Below are 15,087 nucleotides of genomic sequence, written 5' to 3'. Positions count from 1 at the left end.
CGGTGCGCGCATGCGCTGCGGCGTGATCAATGTGGGTCTACGACACTGATGACCAGCTCGCCATCGCGCTGGCGGATGTGCAGCTTGCTGCCGACGGCAAAGCCCAATTGTTCCAGCCAGCGGCCGCGCAGGCGCAGGGTGGGAATGCGCTGGTGACTGTCGGGATAGTACCCATAGCCAACGGTGCACTGCTGCGGCGCACGCGGCCGGCCGGGCCGCCGTGGTGTGCGGGGTTCGGCGCGGGGTTCGGGGATGGGCGTACGCTCGAGGTAGCGCCGCGGGGGGATCGAAGGATCCAGCGAGCGCCAGACAACTTCGGTAGGCGGCGGCACCGTGGCGCGCTTGCGCGATGGCTTGGGACTGGACGTGGATCGACGCATGGTAAAGCCCTCCTTGACGAACAAGCTCCGTCGCACGACGCGACGGGATGTCGGGAGGCTAGAAACCGCACACAGACGGCAGGCGTTCTTCCCAAAGGGAAGCGCATTAGCCACTTTCCGACGCAAGTGTCACGCCGGTTACGCCTGCAAAAAACTACAGGCACAAAAAACCCACCGGTCTGACGGAGGTGGGTGCCGCTGTGTGAGGAGTTTCTAGGCTCCTTGCAGCGAGATTGCTACGCGTTGGGTGGTGTGTCAACTGGTTGCAGCGACTCATTCGCAGTGCTGCACTTAGCCAAAAATTCCTTTATGCAGGCGGTTTCTCCGCACTCGGACAGTCACCTCAGCTTGACCCTGCCCTGCGCCACCCGCACACTTCCAGCCGGAGCCTAGAAACTCCCCACACAGCGGTACCCACCTCCGAGTTTTTGGTGGGTTTTTTGTGCTCGGCCATATGGCTTGGCACTGCTCGGCGTTCCTACGCCGGGAGGGCGGCGAATACAACACCCGCAAGGGGAATAAGCCCGCCGGCTGTGTGCGGTTTCTAGCCTCCCGGCATCCCGCTGCGTTGTGCAGCGGGAGCTGCCTCACGGCAAGGAGAGCGGCATGCACGATGAACCCGGCTACTGGATGTCCGAAGGCACGCAATACCACCTGCTACGCGTACGCGACCAACTGCGCCTGCTCGCAACCCTGGCCACACCGCGTTCGCGCGACGAAGGCGCAATGGGCATGCCGGCCATTCCACTACAGCAGTGGGCGCATTGCCTGCAGCAGTTGGCTGAACAGGTGGAGGATGTGCTGGGCGACTTGGGCGCTGCTGGGTAGTGCGCCTCCTTAGGTGCAAGCAAGGCGCCATGTGAGACGCCAAGCGTGCAGCGATCACCAAACTACCTGATTCAAACTCGTGCACAACGCTCAGACTAGGATCAGTGCGTATAGGCGGAATGCCACGGGCAGGAACACCACCATCGCGCGTTGCATCGTACTGGCAACGTCAGCGTTGTGCGTAGACGCGTGCGTGCAACGGGCGCGCATGCACAAGGCATACGCTTCAACCACCGGCAAAGCAACGAACAAGGACATCGCGTGAGCGCGGCAGCCGTACAACTCGATGGCACGCGACACCCTTACTTCAACTGCTAGCGATTGGATGGAAGCAGGTATCGGACGCTGCGGGTTGATAGCAGGGTCATCGGATTGGATAAGTAAACCTGACCCCGTTGTTCACTACCAGAGAGCAGGTCAGATAAGTGTCTCTACCCCCCCCCTTTATTCGAGAGCGGCGACACATTTCCGCCGCGCATACAATCAAAAGACTTCATGCAGAGCAACCCTGCTACCCATCGGGCGTCGCTTCACTTTGCCTCACCAATCGCCGCAATGCACGCAATACAAGTGCTGCGTGTGCACGACCAACTTTTACTACACCCCGCCTTTGAAACCGCGCTCGGGTCACGAACGCACGCTGAGTTCCACCAGCAATTCCGCTGTAGCATTGGGCGCATTTTTTTGAAGCAGTTGGATGAGCAGGTGGACAACGTGCTTATGATTTTGGGCGGCCTTGTAAGAAAACTCCTTACAACCGCCCGCCTTATTTTGTGATCCAACGCATGTGCGTGCCACTTCAAGCGCACTGAACCACCCACCAACGAAGTGCTTGAGCTAATATCGGGCTGTACAGGGGGAACACCATGGATAGGAACTACAAAGTCGCGCGAAGCGTATCGCTCGGCAAGCAGCAGTCTGCATGGCTACAAAAATTTTTACGGCAAATGCAAAAAGCATGTGCTCGGCTACTGACACGTCAATCAGTAGATATATTCAGTCGGTGCAGCGCATGTACAAGATGATGGCGCGTTATGCAAGTCTGCTCAATTGCAAGCGACACTGCAGCCATCCGCATTCAGGCAGACCACTATCGCAGGACATCGAGAAAGTTATTCTGCGGAATAAAGCGCACCGACAAGGAGAGGCTGCCTCGTCAGATTCCATTTTCGCGTCGCCTGGCATAGATATGGCAGCGACTGTCCAGCCGTGCCTATTCTTTTGCGGGCACCGATGACGCAGCTGCAAAGTGGAGCGGGTTAGAGCACATGTCTATCGCTGCGGAAGAACGGCAGCATTATCAATAAGTACTGACTAAGTCAGTAGTACTACACCCTGCTTATTTTTAGAAAGCACACCCCATAGGAATTGAAATTGGCAAAGAATGGAACTTATTACGTCGGCAGGGTTCTGAAGCTAGGGGAGCTCAACCAAGACAGGCTGTTGAGCGCATTATCTAATCCTTCAATTTTAGAGTCTAAAAGGGGCACTTGGGCCCTAGTGGACATAAAAATAGGGGAGGCCAATAAATACATCTTTGGTCGCTTGGCGCGATATTTGCCCGAAGGAAAAGTTGACGTTGTGTTGCCTCATACTCTTTCGACCGGGACCCAAATAGAGCCAAACCTCCTTGTCGCCTCTGCTCCATTCATCTATATCCCTGAACACTCGGGAATTGCTTTTTTATCAAATGCACCTCGCATCGACCAAAAAACATTCTCTCGAATTTTCTGTAAGATTATAGAAAATTCTCTTGATGGATTTTTCGTAGATTGCGATATATCTTTGATAGCAGACCTAAGAGAATTTGCAATCCGCATTGCTTCGCTCGACTGCATTTACAAAATTAAGGTGACTGTCTCGCCTCCTAATCCGCTATTCGGTCCACTATGGGAAAGCCTTAAAGACTACTTAATAGCGAGAAATGCCGATAGGCTAAATTTGTTGGAAGACGCCCGCTCCGGCAGCTCACTGAACTCAATACTTCCCGACCTTGCATCAAATATCCACGTTAACTCGGACTATCCACAAGTTAGCTCAGATGAGTCAGTACCGCTTGGAGATGCCGCAATTCTTATGGCTGTGGATGGCTATGGTGAAGGGAGCATAAAAGGTAAATCTGGGCAGGACACTGTAATTATCAGAACGTCGGAGACCAATGTAAACTTCGACTTCGACAGAGATCCGCAGGCAAATGACCTTTATGAGATAGCAAACCGCATCCTCGAGCAGATCAGGGCCGACCGCTATATGGAGCATGGCTGATGAATAATTTTCGAAACATCATTATTGCCCTTATAACCGCACCAGAACTTTTGTCCGGCCTGGTTGTATTCGCCACGTACGTATATCAGCCGCACTTATTTATTTTGGCGGGGACACACATGCTTGATAGCGAAGTTTGGAAATATATCATAGTACTTCCTACAGCTTTCACAGCCTGGAGCATAAAGACCTCAAAAGAAATTCGCGCCCCTGCCGATAAAGAATTGAACAAAAAGCTATATGAGTGGCCACATTATCCGCTTTTGGTGGGAAGGATTTACCTAGCTCTTATTATCAGTATTCTCTGCTCTGCAACAGCCATCCTCACATGGATTTTCGCAAAAAAATCTTCACCTGAAATGATAGCTCTTCTTTATTTTTCATCCACTTTAATTTCAGGAGCGACTGCCGCTCTGCTTACACTGGCTAGCCAGAAAGTTCCAGAGATCCTGACTAAATATGGCTAGCAACCAGACAGTAAGCGGACCCTAAATCTTGCTCAGGACCCACTGCCTTCTAAGTTTTGCGTCGACCCGCAGTCGCCAAGTCTGGAGCCAATCCAGCTGGACGCAAGCATGTGATTAGGCGTGCATTAACATTCAGACCCATGCTATGCATTGATAGATTCGCAATAAGGTGGAGCAACTGAATAACACCGACAGCCGCATCTTCGATACACCGAGTGAGCGGATAACGGCCGGCAACTAACACTCAGCAAGTGTTCGAGCACATCGAAATCCAATACTTCCAGAAACAGTGAGCCAAAGGAGCCAGGATAATGGGTGCACAGCCGTAGACTCGGAACTTTGCCATCTGCTTCCCATTCATGCCCTCCCAGTCCAACCTGCACCTAGCGTTATATAGGTATTTTGCCAGCGGAGGACCCAGCATTTTGTGCCAGCGGTGTCGTCGAATTTGACTGCGCGCGCCGAAACTTGAGTAAGAGGCGCTCGTGCTTGGTCGAGCGCCTCCATCAATTTACTGCAATGCTCGCTTATTTATTGCCGTGTTCGCTTAATTACTTCTTCTTTTTCTTGTCCGGCGCTTGGCTTAAAGCAGACGCGGCCGCTGTTTTGGAGTCTTTGCCGGTGCTGCCGCTTTTCAGGACCTTGCTAGCCGCCTTTGCCGCCTTGGGGCCGGTTTTCTCGTTGGTCGCCATGCGTGTGACCTCCTCGCCACCCGGATGGTGGCGAGACGACGCTAGGCCGATTAAGTTGGCCGCACAAGTCTGGCTGCAGCGCGCGAGAGGGCAGATACTGCAAGACCGCCGGTGGGTTGTCTGGGCCAATTAGTTGGCGACATTCGCAGTGCTGTCCCCCCTTTTTAAAGGCGACATACGACAGCAGTATGCTCGCGCGATTACTACTCCGGCAGTTCGGTCAACCGTTCCCGCGCTTCGCCCCACGCAAGCACAGCATCCAACGCAGGGCACAGCGCCTGCCCCCATGGCGTCAGCCGGTAATCCACCTGCGGCGGTACCTGGGGGTAGACGGTGCGGAGCACCAGGCCGTCGCGTTCGAGCTGGCGTAGTTGCTGGGCCAGCATCTTTTGCGAGATGCCGGGGACCAGGCGTTCCAGATCGGAATAACGCTGTACCTGGCCGTCGAACAGGTGAAACAGCAGCACCAGTTTCCAGCGGCCTTCGATGCGTTTGAGCAGGGCTTCGACATCGCAGGCGGCGGTGTCTGGGGTGTGCGGCTTTCCCATGGGTGCGTGACTTACCTTTGCGTGCGTTCTTGCGGGCGGTGATGCCGCTCCCGATGATGGCATACCCGTTTGCACTGGAGCCCACGCCATGACCCCTGCCCTGCCGGATGCAGTTGCCTGCTTTTTTACTGCCAGCAATCAAGGCGATGCGGCGGTGCTGCTGCCTTACCTGACCACCGATGCGGTGGTGCGTGATGAAGACCGTCAGTATCAGGGCGCAGCTGCAATTACGGCCTGGTTGGCGCACACCCAGGCCACTACGCCGTACCGTGCAGTGCCGCAGGAGGCGCGCGCGCAGGGCGATGCATTGCATGTCACCGCAGAGGTGTCGGGCGCATTCCCGCAGAGCCCGCTGCAGCTGGAGCATGTGTTCCGCCTGGTGGACGGCATGATTGCGGCACTGGAGATCCACTGAGCGGTCGCGTTCGTCTTGCATGGGTGCGCTGCGGGCCGTGCCCACCGTTACCCAATCACGCCCAGGCGGCTGCGGCCGGTTTTGAGCTGATACGCCGCTGCGCGCTGCGCAGCGTTGGTGCCGCGCTGTTGCGTTGGCCTGCACACACGCGTGCGTTTGCGTCTGGCCGCCTGTGTGCGTATCGCACTGACAGACACCACCCCACGCCACGTTGCGCTTGCCACAGCGCCTTGGCTTTTATTTTCTTTTTGGAGCCACTGCCCATGCATGCCTTGCTTGTTGTTGCACACCCCGAGCCGCGCTCGCACGCGCACGCTGTGGCCGCGCAGGTGCGCGATGCCATCGTGGGGCCGGATGCCGCGCATACGGTTGAGGTCGCCGACCTGGCGCAGGAGGGCTTTGACCCGCGCTTTACGCAGGCCGATATCGCGCTGTACGCCGGGCAAGCGGCGGCGCCGCCGGATGTGGCGGCCGAACATGCACGCCTGGACCGTGCCGATGCGTTGGTGCTGGTGTTCCCGATTTACTGGTGGTCGTTTCCGGCGTTGCTCAAGGGCTGGGTCGACCGGGTGTTTACGCTGGGCTGGGCGTTCGATGAAGACGCCAACGGCCACATCGTAAAGAAGCTGCAGCACCTGGACGTGCACCTGCTGGCGATTGGCGGGGCAGATGAGCGCACCTATGCACGCCACGGCTATTTCGGGGCGATGAAGACGCAGATTGCCCATGGCATCTTCGGCTTCTGCGGGGCGCCGGTGCGCACCACCGAGCTGTTGACGGTGCCGGATGCGGGCTTTCCGCAATCGCACCTGGACACAGCGCGCGCGATTGGTGCGCGGGTGTTTGCTGAGCGCGTGCGTTGACGCGTGCAGCCCGGGGCGCAGTGCCCTGCATGTGCCGCGTGACCAAACCGCAGCCACGCCTGCCGGCGTGATGGCTTAGTCGAACGGCCTTGGAGACGGTGGCCGGTTCTTGGCGTAGGTCTGGTACAGCGAGGCGGCGCGCTCGTCTACGGCGATATGTTCAACGCCGCTCAAGCCCTGTGCTGCAAGCGCGGTAGACGCCTTGCGGTCGCCCAGCAGGTACGCCAGCCGCAGGTAGGCCGCGCTATCCACGCGATTGGTGTGCGGGGTGTTGCCGGCGTAGACCTCGGACAGGCCGTAATACGCGTAGAGGTTTCCGTTGGCTGCGGCGTTGCTCAGGATGGCCAGGCCCTGCGCGAAGTGGCCGCTCAGCGCTGTCTTGACGCCGTAGCGCACCGTTGCCGCCTGGTTGCCTGCCTGCGATTCGGCGTTTAGCTGGGCCAGGCCCATGCCGCCCAGGCGGGCAGCTTCGATCTGCGAGGGGTAGCCGTGGGCCAGCAGCCAGCGCGCTTCTGCCTGCGTGTTGGCCACCAATGGCCCACTGCTGGCGCAGGCGTTGACGCCGCGCTCGCACAGGTAGGGCGTTGTGCCGGCAGCGGTGCTGGCTGCACGGTTACCGGGTGCTGGCGTGGCCTTGCCCGGTGCGGTGGTGCCACCGGCCGTGGAGGCATCGCTGCGTGGCGGTTGGGTGGTGGGCGCCGCATCGGCCTGGCTGTGGTGCTGCGCATTTGTGCAGCCAGCCAGGACGGCGGCAAACAGTGCCATGCGCATGCTGCGGGTTGGTGTCATCTTTACTCTCCGTGTGCGTGCGGTGGCACAAGGCGCGGCGCCACCGCGTTTGGTCGTGCATTGCGGGTATAGACCGGCCCTTGATCCGAGTGAAGCAGGCAACCCACCTTGAGCTTGCGTCGCAACGCTGCCGATACACGGCCTGCACGACTAACGCGGTCTCGGCCCGATTGCGCATCGCCCAGCCGACAACCTACCTGGAAAAAGATCGATCACCACAGCCAGGTATGTCCAGCCCTCATGCGTGCAGGTGACAGTGCAATCACTCACCCAGGCCGGGTCCGGCTCAGTCACGCGCCCTGCCGATCAGGCGGGTTGGCCGCGGCCTTGCACGGCGTTCCACCATCGCGGCGCGGTTTGCGACCATAACGCTTACTGCTCATGAGTACCTCCGAATTGGCATCTCCATGGCCCTGGAGATGTGTGGGGAACCATGGGGGTATCGAGCGCTGCATCGAAATAGCCAGTGATAGCGCTTCAGGCATTGCGGTGCCGCTGAAGCCAACGGCGCACGATGCGCGCTCTTCGTTTCACGACGTTGCAGTTCGTCGGCAGGCAGCGCTGCGCTGCACACGCCGTCAATGATGGCGGTGGCCGAGCGCAGCCGGTGTTGTGATTGAAGGGTTCCATCATCCAGTGCGCCAGCGCCAGCAACCAGCCGGTGTAGCGCCCCCGAGAAAGGGCAGAGAACCGTATGAAGACGTTGATTGCTTTGGCGCTGGCGTTTGCCATGTCCTTGCCGGCCGCGGCTCAGAATCAGCCGCCTGCTGTGCCCAAGACCACCTACATCCACGCAGGGCACTTGCTGGCGGTTCCAGGACAGGCGCCGCGCGGGGCGTCGACGATCATCGTGCGCAACGACAAGATCGCCGAGGTTCGCGATGGCTTTGTCTCGCCGGAGGGCGGCGCGACGCTGATCGACCTGAAGGACCGGTTTGTCCTGCCCGGCTTGATCGACGCGCACGTGCACCTGCTCGGCATCGGCGGCGACCCGTTGAGCTCGCGGCTGAAGGCGCTCAGTGCCGAGCCAGCCGACGAGGTTCTCTACGGGGCGGGCAATGCCCGCGCGACGTTGATGGCGGGGTTCACCACCGTGCGCGATCTGCATGACGATCCACACGGCATCCGCGCCTTGCGCGACGCGATCGAGCGCGGCGATGTCGACGGGCCGACGATCGTGAATGCCGGCGCCGCCATCTCCACGACCGGCGGCCACGGCGACCCCAGGAATGGGCTGGCCGAGCCCTATGCTCACGCCATCGCCGAGACTGCCGAGAATATTTGCGACGGCCCCTCCGATTGCACGCGTGCGGTACGGCGGCAGGTCGGGCTGGGCGCGCTGGTCATCAAGTTCGCCGCCACCGGTGGGGTGCTATCAGACGTCTCCGGTGGGCTGGGCCGCGCGTTCACCGCAGACGAAATGAAGGCGATCGTCGACACGGCGCATGGGCTTGGTCGCAAGGTGGCAGCGCACAGTCATGCTGTGGAGGGCACCAAGGGCGCGCTGGCCGCCGGGGCCGATTCCATCGAACACGGCAGCTTCCTGGACGAGGAGGCGATTGCGCTGTTCAAGCGCACCGGGGCCTATCTGGTGCCGACCGAAATGGCGTCCGTCACGGTGGTGGCGCAGGCGCGTGCCGGTGTGCTACCGGCGTCGGCCATCCCGAAGGCAGAAGCGGTTGCTGCGGCGATGGTCGACAGCCACCGCCGCGCGTTTCGCGCTGGCGTGAAGTTTGCGTTCGGCACCGACAGCGGGGTTTCGAAACACGGTGACAACGCCAAGGAGTTTGCGCTGCTGGTTGAGCAAGTGGGCATGAGTCCGGCACAAGCCATCCGCACCGCCACTGTCGCCGCTGCCGATCTGCTGGGCCAGTCCAACCGCATCGGTACGCTGGAGGCGGGCAAGGCCGCCGACATCATTGCCGTGTCAGCATCGCCGCTTGAGGACGTGCGGCGCCTGGAGCGGGTGGATTTTGTGATGCACGGCGGGCACGTGGTGAAGGAGAGCGGGGCACGTTGCCCGGCATCCTCGACGGCGTGCAGCGAATGATCGACGTCGTTGACGGGATCGCCTTGGTTTATCGAGAGTAGCCAGAGATATCTTGCGCATAACCTCACGGTCGCGCACATGAACGACACCACTGAGAAGAACGCTACCCGGATGGAGTCCCCCGTCACTGCTGCACCTACGGGGGAGAGGCAATGTGTGGAACTGACCGAGGCCCTTAACGCACTCAGCCCTACGCGCTGGCGTCGGCCGTTGGCAATGCCGGCACACTCACCGACTGCGCCAGGAGGGCACCGTATCGCTGTAAATGCTGCTGGAAGCGGCTGGCGTAATCCGGCCCCACCGCCGAAATCACGCTCTGCCGTGCAGCCAAGGCCGTACGCCATGCGCGCACACGCGGTACGTCGTGGAAGATCGGCGCGGAGATGTCCGCCTGCAGCAGGTCGAAATAGCGCAGCAGCGGCGCGAACACCACATCGACCATGCCGAATGTGGGGCCGGCGAAGTAAGGACCTTCGCCCAGCACGTCCTCGATCTTTTGCAGCTTGCTGCGGAACGCGGCGCGTGCAGCGTCGGCGGTAGCCTGGTCGCTGGCGTTGAGGAACTGCCAGCCATCGGCAAAGGTGGGCGTTGCGAACTCGATCCAAGAACGCTGCTGCGCGCGTTGCAGCGGGTCGTTGGGATACAGGCTGGGTTTGCCGCTGATGTCGTTGAGGTAGTCGCAGATCACCACGCTTTCGAACACGGTTGCCACGCTACCGTCCGGCTGGCCGATGCGCAGCAGCGGCACCTTGCCGGTGGGCGACAGCGCCAGGAACCAGTCCGGCTTGGCCGACAGGTCGACGTTGATGCGCTCGAACGGCGCAGCGTTTTCCAGCAGCACGATCGCCGCGCGTTGCACGAAGGGACACAGCGGGTGGCTGATCAGGGTCAGGGAAGTAGACATGGGTTATCTGGGTCGCATTGAGAGGGGTGTTACAGGGGCGGCCGTGCGCAGGGCCATGGATTCGCACGTCATCCATGGCAGAAGGACGCGCAGGGCTATGCAGCGCGCGCAGACCGCCGTGCATGCAGCGGAATGGACGCCGGGCCTTGCGTACGTGCCAGCGCGCAGGGCGCTTCGCCGGGCCTGCACCTGCGCACCGGTCGGTTGCGCGGCAGGCGGTCAACGCTGGCATTGCCGGCAGGAGCGGCGCTGCGCGCCCTCACTGCCGGTGCCGCAGGGACGGCGGCCATGGTCAGCCGTTGAGCAGGCGGCCGCCGTCGACCACGATCTCCGACCCCACTGTCCAGCGGGATTCGTCCGAGGCCAGGTACAGCACGGCCTTGGCGACTTCTTCCGGGGTGCCGAAGCGGCCCATCGGAATGGTGGCCGCGATGTCCTGGTTGACCTGCGCGCGGTACGCGTCGGGGATGCCAAGCTTGTCGTACAGCGGCGTTTCCACCGGGCCCGGGCTGACCGCGTTGAGGCGGATGCCGCGATCGAGCAACTCGCTCGACAAGGTCTTGGCCATGTTCAACAAAGCCGACTTGGTGGCACCGTACACCGACGAACGGGCCACGCCGGCGTGGGCGTTGACCGAGGTATTGAGCACCACCGACGACGGGTTGGCCAACACCGGCAACAGCGCCTGCAGCAGGAAGTACGGGCCTTTGACGTTGATGGCGAAGGAGGCGTCGAAGGCCTGCTCGGTCCAGTCCTCGATCGGAAGCCAGACCGAGACGCCGGCATTGAGGAAGGCCACATCGAGCTGGCCGTAGTGTTCCGCGATGGCCCGGGCCAGTTCCTGCTGGGCGGCGACGCTGGCCGAATCGGCGCGCAGCACCGGCACTTCGGAACCAAGAATGTTCTTGGCCTTGGTGATGGAGTCCGGGTTGACACCGGTGACGATGACGCGGGCGCCTTCGGCGAGGAACTGCCTGGCGGTTTCCAGACCAATACCACTGGTGCCGCCGGTGATAAGGGTGCGTTTGCCTGCTAGACGGGACATGCGTTGCTCCTGGTGAGGGAGGCCGACCACATTGGCGGGCCTTCGGTAAGCGCATCATTGCCCCATGCTTGATCTGCGATAAGATCCTGCGACTGCATAACTTTCATGCTTCCCACGCATGAGTCGAAGGCAGGCATGGACCGTTTTCTGTTGATGAACTGCTTTGCCCGCGCTGTGGAAACCGGCAGCTTTTCCGCGGCCGGGCGCGACCTGGGGCTGGGGCAGCCCAACGTCAGCCGCCATGTGGCCGCGCTGGAAGAGCATCTGCAAACGCGGCTGCTCAACCGCTCCACCCGCAAGCTGGTGCTCACCCCGGAGGGCGAGCGTTATTACGCGGAGGTGCGCCGCATCCTGGATGCGGTGGGCGAGTCTGAAATGTCGCTGCGCGATGACGTGCAGCCCTCCGGGTTGTTGCGGGTGGCCTGCCCTACGGCGCTGTCGCACACCTTCGTGTTGCCGCTGGTGCCGGCATTTTTGCAGCGGTTTCCGTCACTGGAGCTGGATCTGCAGATCAGCGACCGCTACGTCAATCTGCTCGACGAAGGCGCGGAGCTGGCGATCCGTATTGGTCATCTGGACAGCAGCGCATTGCGCGCACGGCGGATCGGCGCGTTTAAACGGGTGATGGTGGCCAGCCGTGCGTACCTGGGCAAGCGCGGAGTGCCGACCGTGCCCGACGACCTGCGCCACCACGACTGCGTGCTGTACACCTTGCTCGCCACCGGGACGAGCTGGCGTTTCAAGGACACCGATGTGCCGGTGTCGGGCAGGTTCCGGGTCAACTCGCCCGAAGCCACGCGCGCGGCGGTCACCGCAGGGCTCGGCATCGGCCAGGGCCCGACCTGGCTCTACGAAGACGGCCTGGCCTCGGGCGAGCTGCAGACCGTGCTGGACGACTTCGCCCCACCGCCGGCACCGATGCAGATCGTCTACGCCGCCAACCGGCTGGTGCCCAAGCGGGCGATTGTATTCATGGATTTCATTGCAGAAGAATTCGCGAAGATTCCGCAACTCAACACGGTTGAGTGATCGATCGGCAACGCAGGTGTGTCGCGCGAGATGTTTCGTCGTCAGCGCGCGCTACGTACACACTGAAGTGGCTGCGACGCAGCGATTTTCCTGGTGCCTGTTCTAGCGGTGCACGTAGGGATCCTTCCCTGCCCCAACGCGAAACCATTCCACCGAATTGGGCGTCTTGGGCAAACGCCGCTGTCAGCGATCGTTGCCGTATGTGCGGATTGCTGAAAACCAGCGTGGTGCCGCAGCGCGCGTCCTTCGCGTTCCCCGGCCTGCTCCTGGCCTGGGCGGCAAGTCTCATGCATCCGCGCCATTGATGGCCCACTGCGCCGCGAATGCGCGTTGATAGGCGGGGCGCCGTTCGCCGCGGGTGACGTAGTCCTGCAGGTTGGGATACCCGTCCAGCAGGCCGGTGAGCTTGATGCGGATGAGCACCGAGATCATCAGCAGGTCGCCGGCGCTGAACTCGCCTTCCAGCCAGGGGTTGCTGCCCAGGTAGTCGCCCAGGTGCTGCAGGCGGCGCTGGATGCGCTTGTGCAGCAGCGGCAGGCGCTCTGCCATCCAGGGTTTGTCGGCTTCCAGCAGCAGGGCGTTGCCCAGCTCCAGCATGGGCGGTTCGACGGTGTTGAGTGCGGCAAACATCCAGGCGATGGCGCGGGCGCGGGCGTTGTCGTCGTGCGGCAGCAGGCCGGGGTAGCGCTGGGCGATGTGCAGCACGATGGCGCCGGTTTCGAACAGCGCCAGCTCGCCGTGCTCGAAGGTGGGGATCTGGCCGAACGGGTGGATGGCCAGGTGTGCGGGTTGCTTGAGCGCGCGGAATGGCAGCAGGCGTACTTCGTACGGTTGGCCCACTTCTTCCAGCGCCCAGCGCAGGCGGGTGTCGCGCACCAGGCCTTGGCCACCATCGGGCGAGCGCTCGAAGGCGGTGATGGTGATCGTCATGGTGGGCAGGCTCCCTGTGGTCGGCGGCTGAGGCCGTAGGGTACGCCTGCGATGGGCCGGCGCCATGGGCGAGGCCGGCCCCTGCGTTGCCGGCCGGCGCGGCCTGCCCCCTCTGGCGAACGGGCCGCCTTGTTCGGGACGGGCCTGGCCCATGTGTTGCCGGGCAGGGGCTGCCTGCTGCCTCTGTTGAACGACCCGCCTGCTGCTGCCGCGCCTGCAAGCGGCCGCTGCCTGCGCGGCCCCTGCCCCGATGCGCCCGGTTTGCCGGACGGCCCCTGCATTTCACTGCCACCGGGCGGCGCGCGCCTGGCGTGCCGGGTGCTGCGCTGCGCCGCCATTGCTGCCGACGACCGGCCCGAACCGGCCCGATTAGGCGTAAAGCGCCAGGTTCTTTGCGTAATCGGGCCGGTTGGGACGTTTTGCCACCCTCGTCTCACCTATTAGATATACCGTGCGTTCCGTCACATTTTAATGTGACGCACACCGCACTTATCGACCGGAAGAGGGAGCTGTCATGACCGATCACAGAATGGGGCTGCAGGCGCAGCCGATGGGCGCGCCGGGCAGTGCCGGCCGGGGCTGGGCCACGCTGTTGCCTGCGTTGGAAACCCCGTTTACCGACAACCGGCCGGTACGTTTGCCGCCGGCACCGGTGCCGCAGCCAGACAGCCCCAACCTCAAACGGCTGCTGCGCAAAGGCGCGCGCCGCCTGGTCAGGACACTGCCGTGGCGGCATCAGGACCGGCTGTATTTCCTGAATACCTTTGGGCGGCTGCCCAACCTGTACAACCCCACCTGCTTCAACGAGAAGGTGCTCTACCGCAAGTGCGTGCACGGCGACTACCCGCTGTACCGGCGGCTGGCAGACAAGTTTGCGGTGCGCCCGTATGTGGCGGCCAGGATCGGCGAGGCGCACCTGATCCCGCTGCTGCTGGACACCACCGACCCGCAGGAGTTGCTGCGCCTGCCGCAGTGGCGGCAGACCGTGATCAAGGCCAACCACGGCGCGGCGATGGTGGAGGTGGTGCGCGATGAGCCGGATGCGCAGCACAAGCGCCGCATCATCGAGCGCTGCGACCAATGGCTGCGCACCGACTTCTCCGACAAGGTGCGCGAGATCCATTACCGCGATATTCCGCCGCGCATCCTGGTGGAGCAATACATCGGCGATGCGCAGCAGGTGCCGGTGGACTACAAGTTCCACATGTTCCGGCAGGCGGACGGCAGTTTTCAGTACGTGCTGCAGGTGATCTATGGGCGCTTCGACACGCCGAAGCTGGGCATGACCTTCTTTGTCGGCAACCTGCACGAGGCCTTCCACCGCATCCGCGACGACGGGCGCGCGCCCCCGTGCACGCCGGCGCTGCTGGAACAGGCGCTGGAGCTGAGCAAGCAGCTGGCAAGCGACTTCGATTACGTGCGGGTGGACTGGTACATCCAGCACGGGCAGGTCTATTTCGGCGAGCTGACCTTTACCCCCGGTGCGGGGCTGGTGACCGGCCTGGACCGCGGGCTGGACCGGATGATGGGCAATATGTGGGTGCAGCAGCGTGCACCGGCGGCGGCGTGCCTTGCCACGGACGGCATCCGCGTGCGGCTGCCGACGCGGTGAGGTGAGTACGGCCGCGGCACGCCGCGCGGCTGCGGGCTACGAAAAACGTCTAGCCGGACACCGCCGCACGGCGACCGGCCACACCGCGCCTGGGAGGTGTTCAGCCACGGCGGCACGCCGGTGGGCTTCGAGTACAACGTACAGGGCCGGGGCACGCTGCATTCGGTAATCGTGCTCTCCGACCGCATTGCGCCGGAGGCGGTGTTGAAGACCACGTTGTAGGGCGTGAGCCTGACTGACAACCCTTAAGTGGCGTCCCTGATCAATGGT

The 15,087-nt window shown here is 62.0% G+C and carries 16 protein-coding genes and 1 pseudogene; 9 read left to right on the top strand and 8 right to left on the bottom strand.

What is annotated here, in order from left to right:
• Positions 1–26: 26 nt before the first annotated feature.
• Positions 27–380, bottom strand: a complete 354-nt coding sequence (locus ACCQ12_RS00345) for a SymE family type I addiction module toxin (RefSeq protein ID WP_123137633.1) — start codon at positions 378–380, stop codon at positions 27–29.
• 606 nt (positions 381–986) lie between these two features.
• On the opposite strand from ACCQ12_RS00345, the gene ACCQ12_RS00340 reads away from it, so the two are divergent.
• The 3 genes from ACCQ12_RS00340 to ACCQ12_RS00330 all read left to right on the top strand — a co-directional run bounded on the left by ACCQ12_RS00340 (position 987) and on the right by ACCQ12_RS00330 (position 3,940).
• Positions 987–1,208: an XAC0095 family protein gene (locus tag ACCQ12_RS00340; protein WP_372382646.1), complete on the top strand. Its 222-nt coding sequence runs from the start codon at positions 987–989 to the stop codon at positions 1,206–1,208.
• Between the two features lie 1,374 nt (positions 1,209–2,582).
• Positions 2,583–3,473, top strand: coding sequence for a DUF4747 family protein (locus ACCQ12_RS00335; RefSeq protein ID WP_372382645.1), 891 nt, complete (start codon positions 2,583–2,585; stop codon positions 3,471–3,473).
• A complete protein-coding gene (locus tag ACCQ12_RS00330) occupies positions 3,473–3,940 on the top strand; it encodes a hypothetical protein (protein ID WP_372382644.1) in 468 nt (155 codons plus the stop codon). Before ACCQ12_RS00335 ends, ACCQ12_RS00330 begins: the two co-directional genes overlap by 1 nt.
• A 551-nt stretch (positions 3,941–4,491) precedes the next feature.
• Here ACCQ12_RS00330 and ACCQ12_RS00325 read toward each other — a convergent pair.
• Together ACCQ12_RS00325 and ACCQ12_RS00320 are read right to left on the bottom strand one after the other, a co-directional pair.
• The gene (locus tag ACCQ12_RS00325) at positions 4,492–4,632 is read right to left on the bottom strand and encodes a hypothetical protein (protein WP_166744737.1); all 141 of its coding nucleotides are present in this window, start codon (positions 4,630–4,632) and stop codon (positions 4,492–4,494) included.
• Positions 4,633–4,835: 203 nt separating this feature from the next.
• Positions 4,836–5,180, bottom strand: a complete 345-nt coding sequence (locus ACCQ12_RS00320) for a winged helix-turn-helix transcriptional regulator (RefSeq protein ID WP_372382643.1) — start codon at positions 5,178–5,180, stop codon at positions 4,836–4,838.
• An 88-nt stretch (positions 5,181–5,268) separates the two neighbouring features.
• Between ACCQ12_RS00320 and ACCQ12_RS00315 the strand changes: the two genes are divergently transcribed.
• Positions 5,269–5,595: a nuclear transport factor 2 family protein gene (locus tag ACCQ12_RS00315; protein ID WP_372382642.1), complete on the top strand. Its 327-nt coding sequence runs from the start codon at positions 5,269–5,271 to the stop codon at positions 5,593–5,595.
• 263 nt (positions 5,596–5,858) lie between these two features.
• On the top strand, positions 5,859–6,458 hold the full coding sequence (locus ACCQ12_RS00310; RefSeq protein WP_372382641.1) for an NAD(P)H-dependent oxidoreductase: 600 nt from the start codon (positions 5,859–5,861) through the stop codon (positions 6,456–6,458).
• Between the two features lie 75 nt (positions 6,459–6,533).
• Here the strand turns inward: ACCQ12_RS00310 and ACCQ12_RS00305 are convergent, their stop codons facing one another.
• Together ACCQ12_RS00305 and ACCQ12_RS00300 are read right to left on the bottom strand one after the other, a co-directional pair.
• Complete coding sequence (locus ACCQ12_RS00305) at positions 6,534–7,247, bottom strand: hypothetical protein (RefSeq protein WP_372382640.1); 714 nt, start codon at positions 7,245–7,247, stop codon at positions 6,534–6,536.
• Positions 7,248–7,312: 65 nt separating this feature from the next.
• Positions 7,313–7,618: pseudogene (locus ACCQ12_RS00300) on the bottom strand (DDE-type integrase/transposase/recombinase); the annotation flags it as partial.
• 323 nt (positions 7,619–7,941) lie between these two features.
• Here ACCQ12_RS00300 and ACCQ12_RS00295 point away from each other — a divergent pair.
• Positions 7,942–9,297 (top strand): metal-dependent hydrolase family protein, encoded by a 1,356-nt coding sequence (locus tag ACCQ12_RS00295; protein WP_372382639.1) that lies wholly within the window; start codon positions 7,942–7,944, stop codon positions 9,295–9,297.
• Between the two features lie 190 nt (positions 9,298–9,487).
• Here ACCQ12_RS00295 and ACCQ12_RS00290 read toward each other — a convergent pair whose 3' ends face one another.
• Both ACCQ12_RS00290 and ACCQ12_RS00285 read right to left on the bottom strand, forming a co-directional pair.
• Complete coding sequence (locus ACCQ12_RS00290) at positions 9,488–10,201, bottom strand: glutathione S-transferase family protein (protein ID WP_372382638.1); 714 nt, start codon at positions 10,199–10,201, stop codon at positions 9,488–9,490.
• A gap of 292 nt (positions 10,202–10,493) precedes the next feature.
• Complete coding sequence (locus ACCQ12_RS00285) at positions 10,494–11,246, bottom strand: SDR family oxidoreductase (protein ID WP_372382637.1); 753 nt, start codon at positions 11,244–11,246, stop codon at positions 10,494–10,496.
• Between the two features lie 135 nt (positions 11,247–11,381).
• On the opposite strand from ACCQ12_RS00285, the gene ACCQ12_RS00280 reads away from it, so the two are divergent.
• Positions 11,382–12,275 carry a LysR family transcriptional regulator gene (locus ACCQ12_RS00280; RefSeq protein WP_372382636.1) on the top strand — a complete coding sequence of 298 codons (894 nt, stop codon included), beginning with the start codon at positions 11,382–11,384 and terminating at the stop codon, positions 12,273–12,275.
• 285 nt (positions 12,276–12,560) lie between these two features.
• On the opposite strand, the gene ACCQ12_RS00275 is transcribed toward ACCQ12_RS00280, so the two are convergent.
• Positions 12,561–13,205 (bottom strand): glutathione S-transferase family protein, encoded by a 645-nt coding sequence (locus ACCQ12_RS00275; RefSeq protein WP_372382635.1) that lies wholly within the window; start codon positions 13,203–13,205, stop codon positions 12,561–12,563.
• Between the two features lie 529 nt (positions 13,206–13,734).
• Here ACCQ12_RS00275 and ACCQ12_RS00270 point away from each other — a divergent pair.
• The gene (locus ACCQ12_RS00270; protein ID WP_372383679.1) at positions 13,735–14,817 is read left to right on the top strand and encodes an ATP-grasp fold amidoligase family protein; all 1,083 of its coding nucleotides are present in this window, start codon (positions 13,735–13,737) and stop codon (positions 14,815–14,817) included.
• Positions 14,818–14,913: 96 nt separating this feature from the next.
• Positions 14,914–15,039: a hypothetical protein gene (locus ACCQ12_RS00265; protein ID WP_255404427.1), complete on the top strand. Its 126-nt coding sequence runs from the start codon at positions 14,914–14,916 to the stop codon at positions 15,037–15,039.
• The last annotated feature ends 48 nt before the right edge of the window (positions 15,040–15,087 follow it).

It is taken from the genome of Xanthomonas sp. NCPPB 1068, from assembly GCF_041479385.2.
Classification (GTDB): domain Bacteria; phylum Pseudomonadota; class Gammaproteobacteria; order Xanthomonadales; family Xanthomonadaceae; genus Xanthomonas; species Xanthomonas cannabis.
Note: the sequence above shows the minus strand (reverse complement) of the source record. Positions and strands in the feature narration are given on the sequence as shown.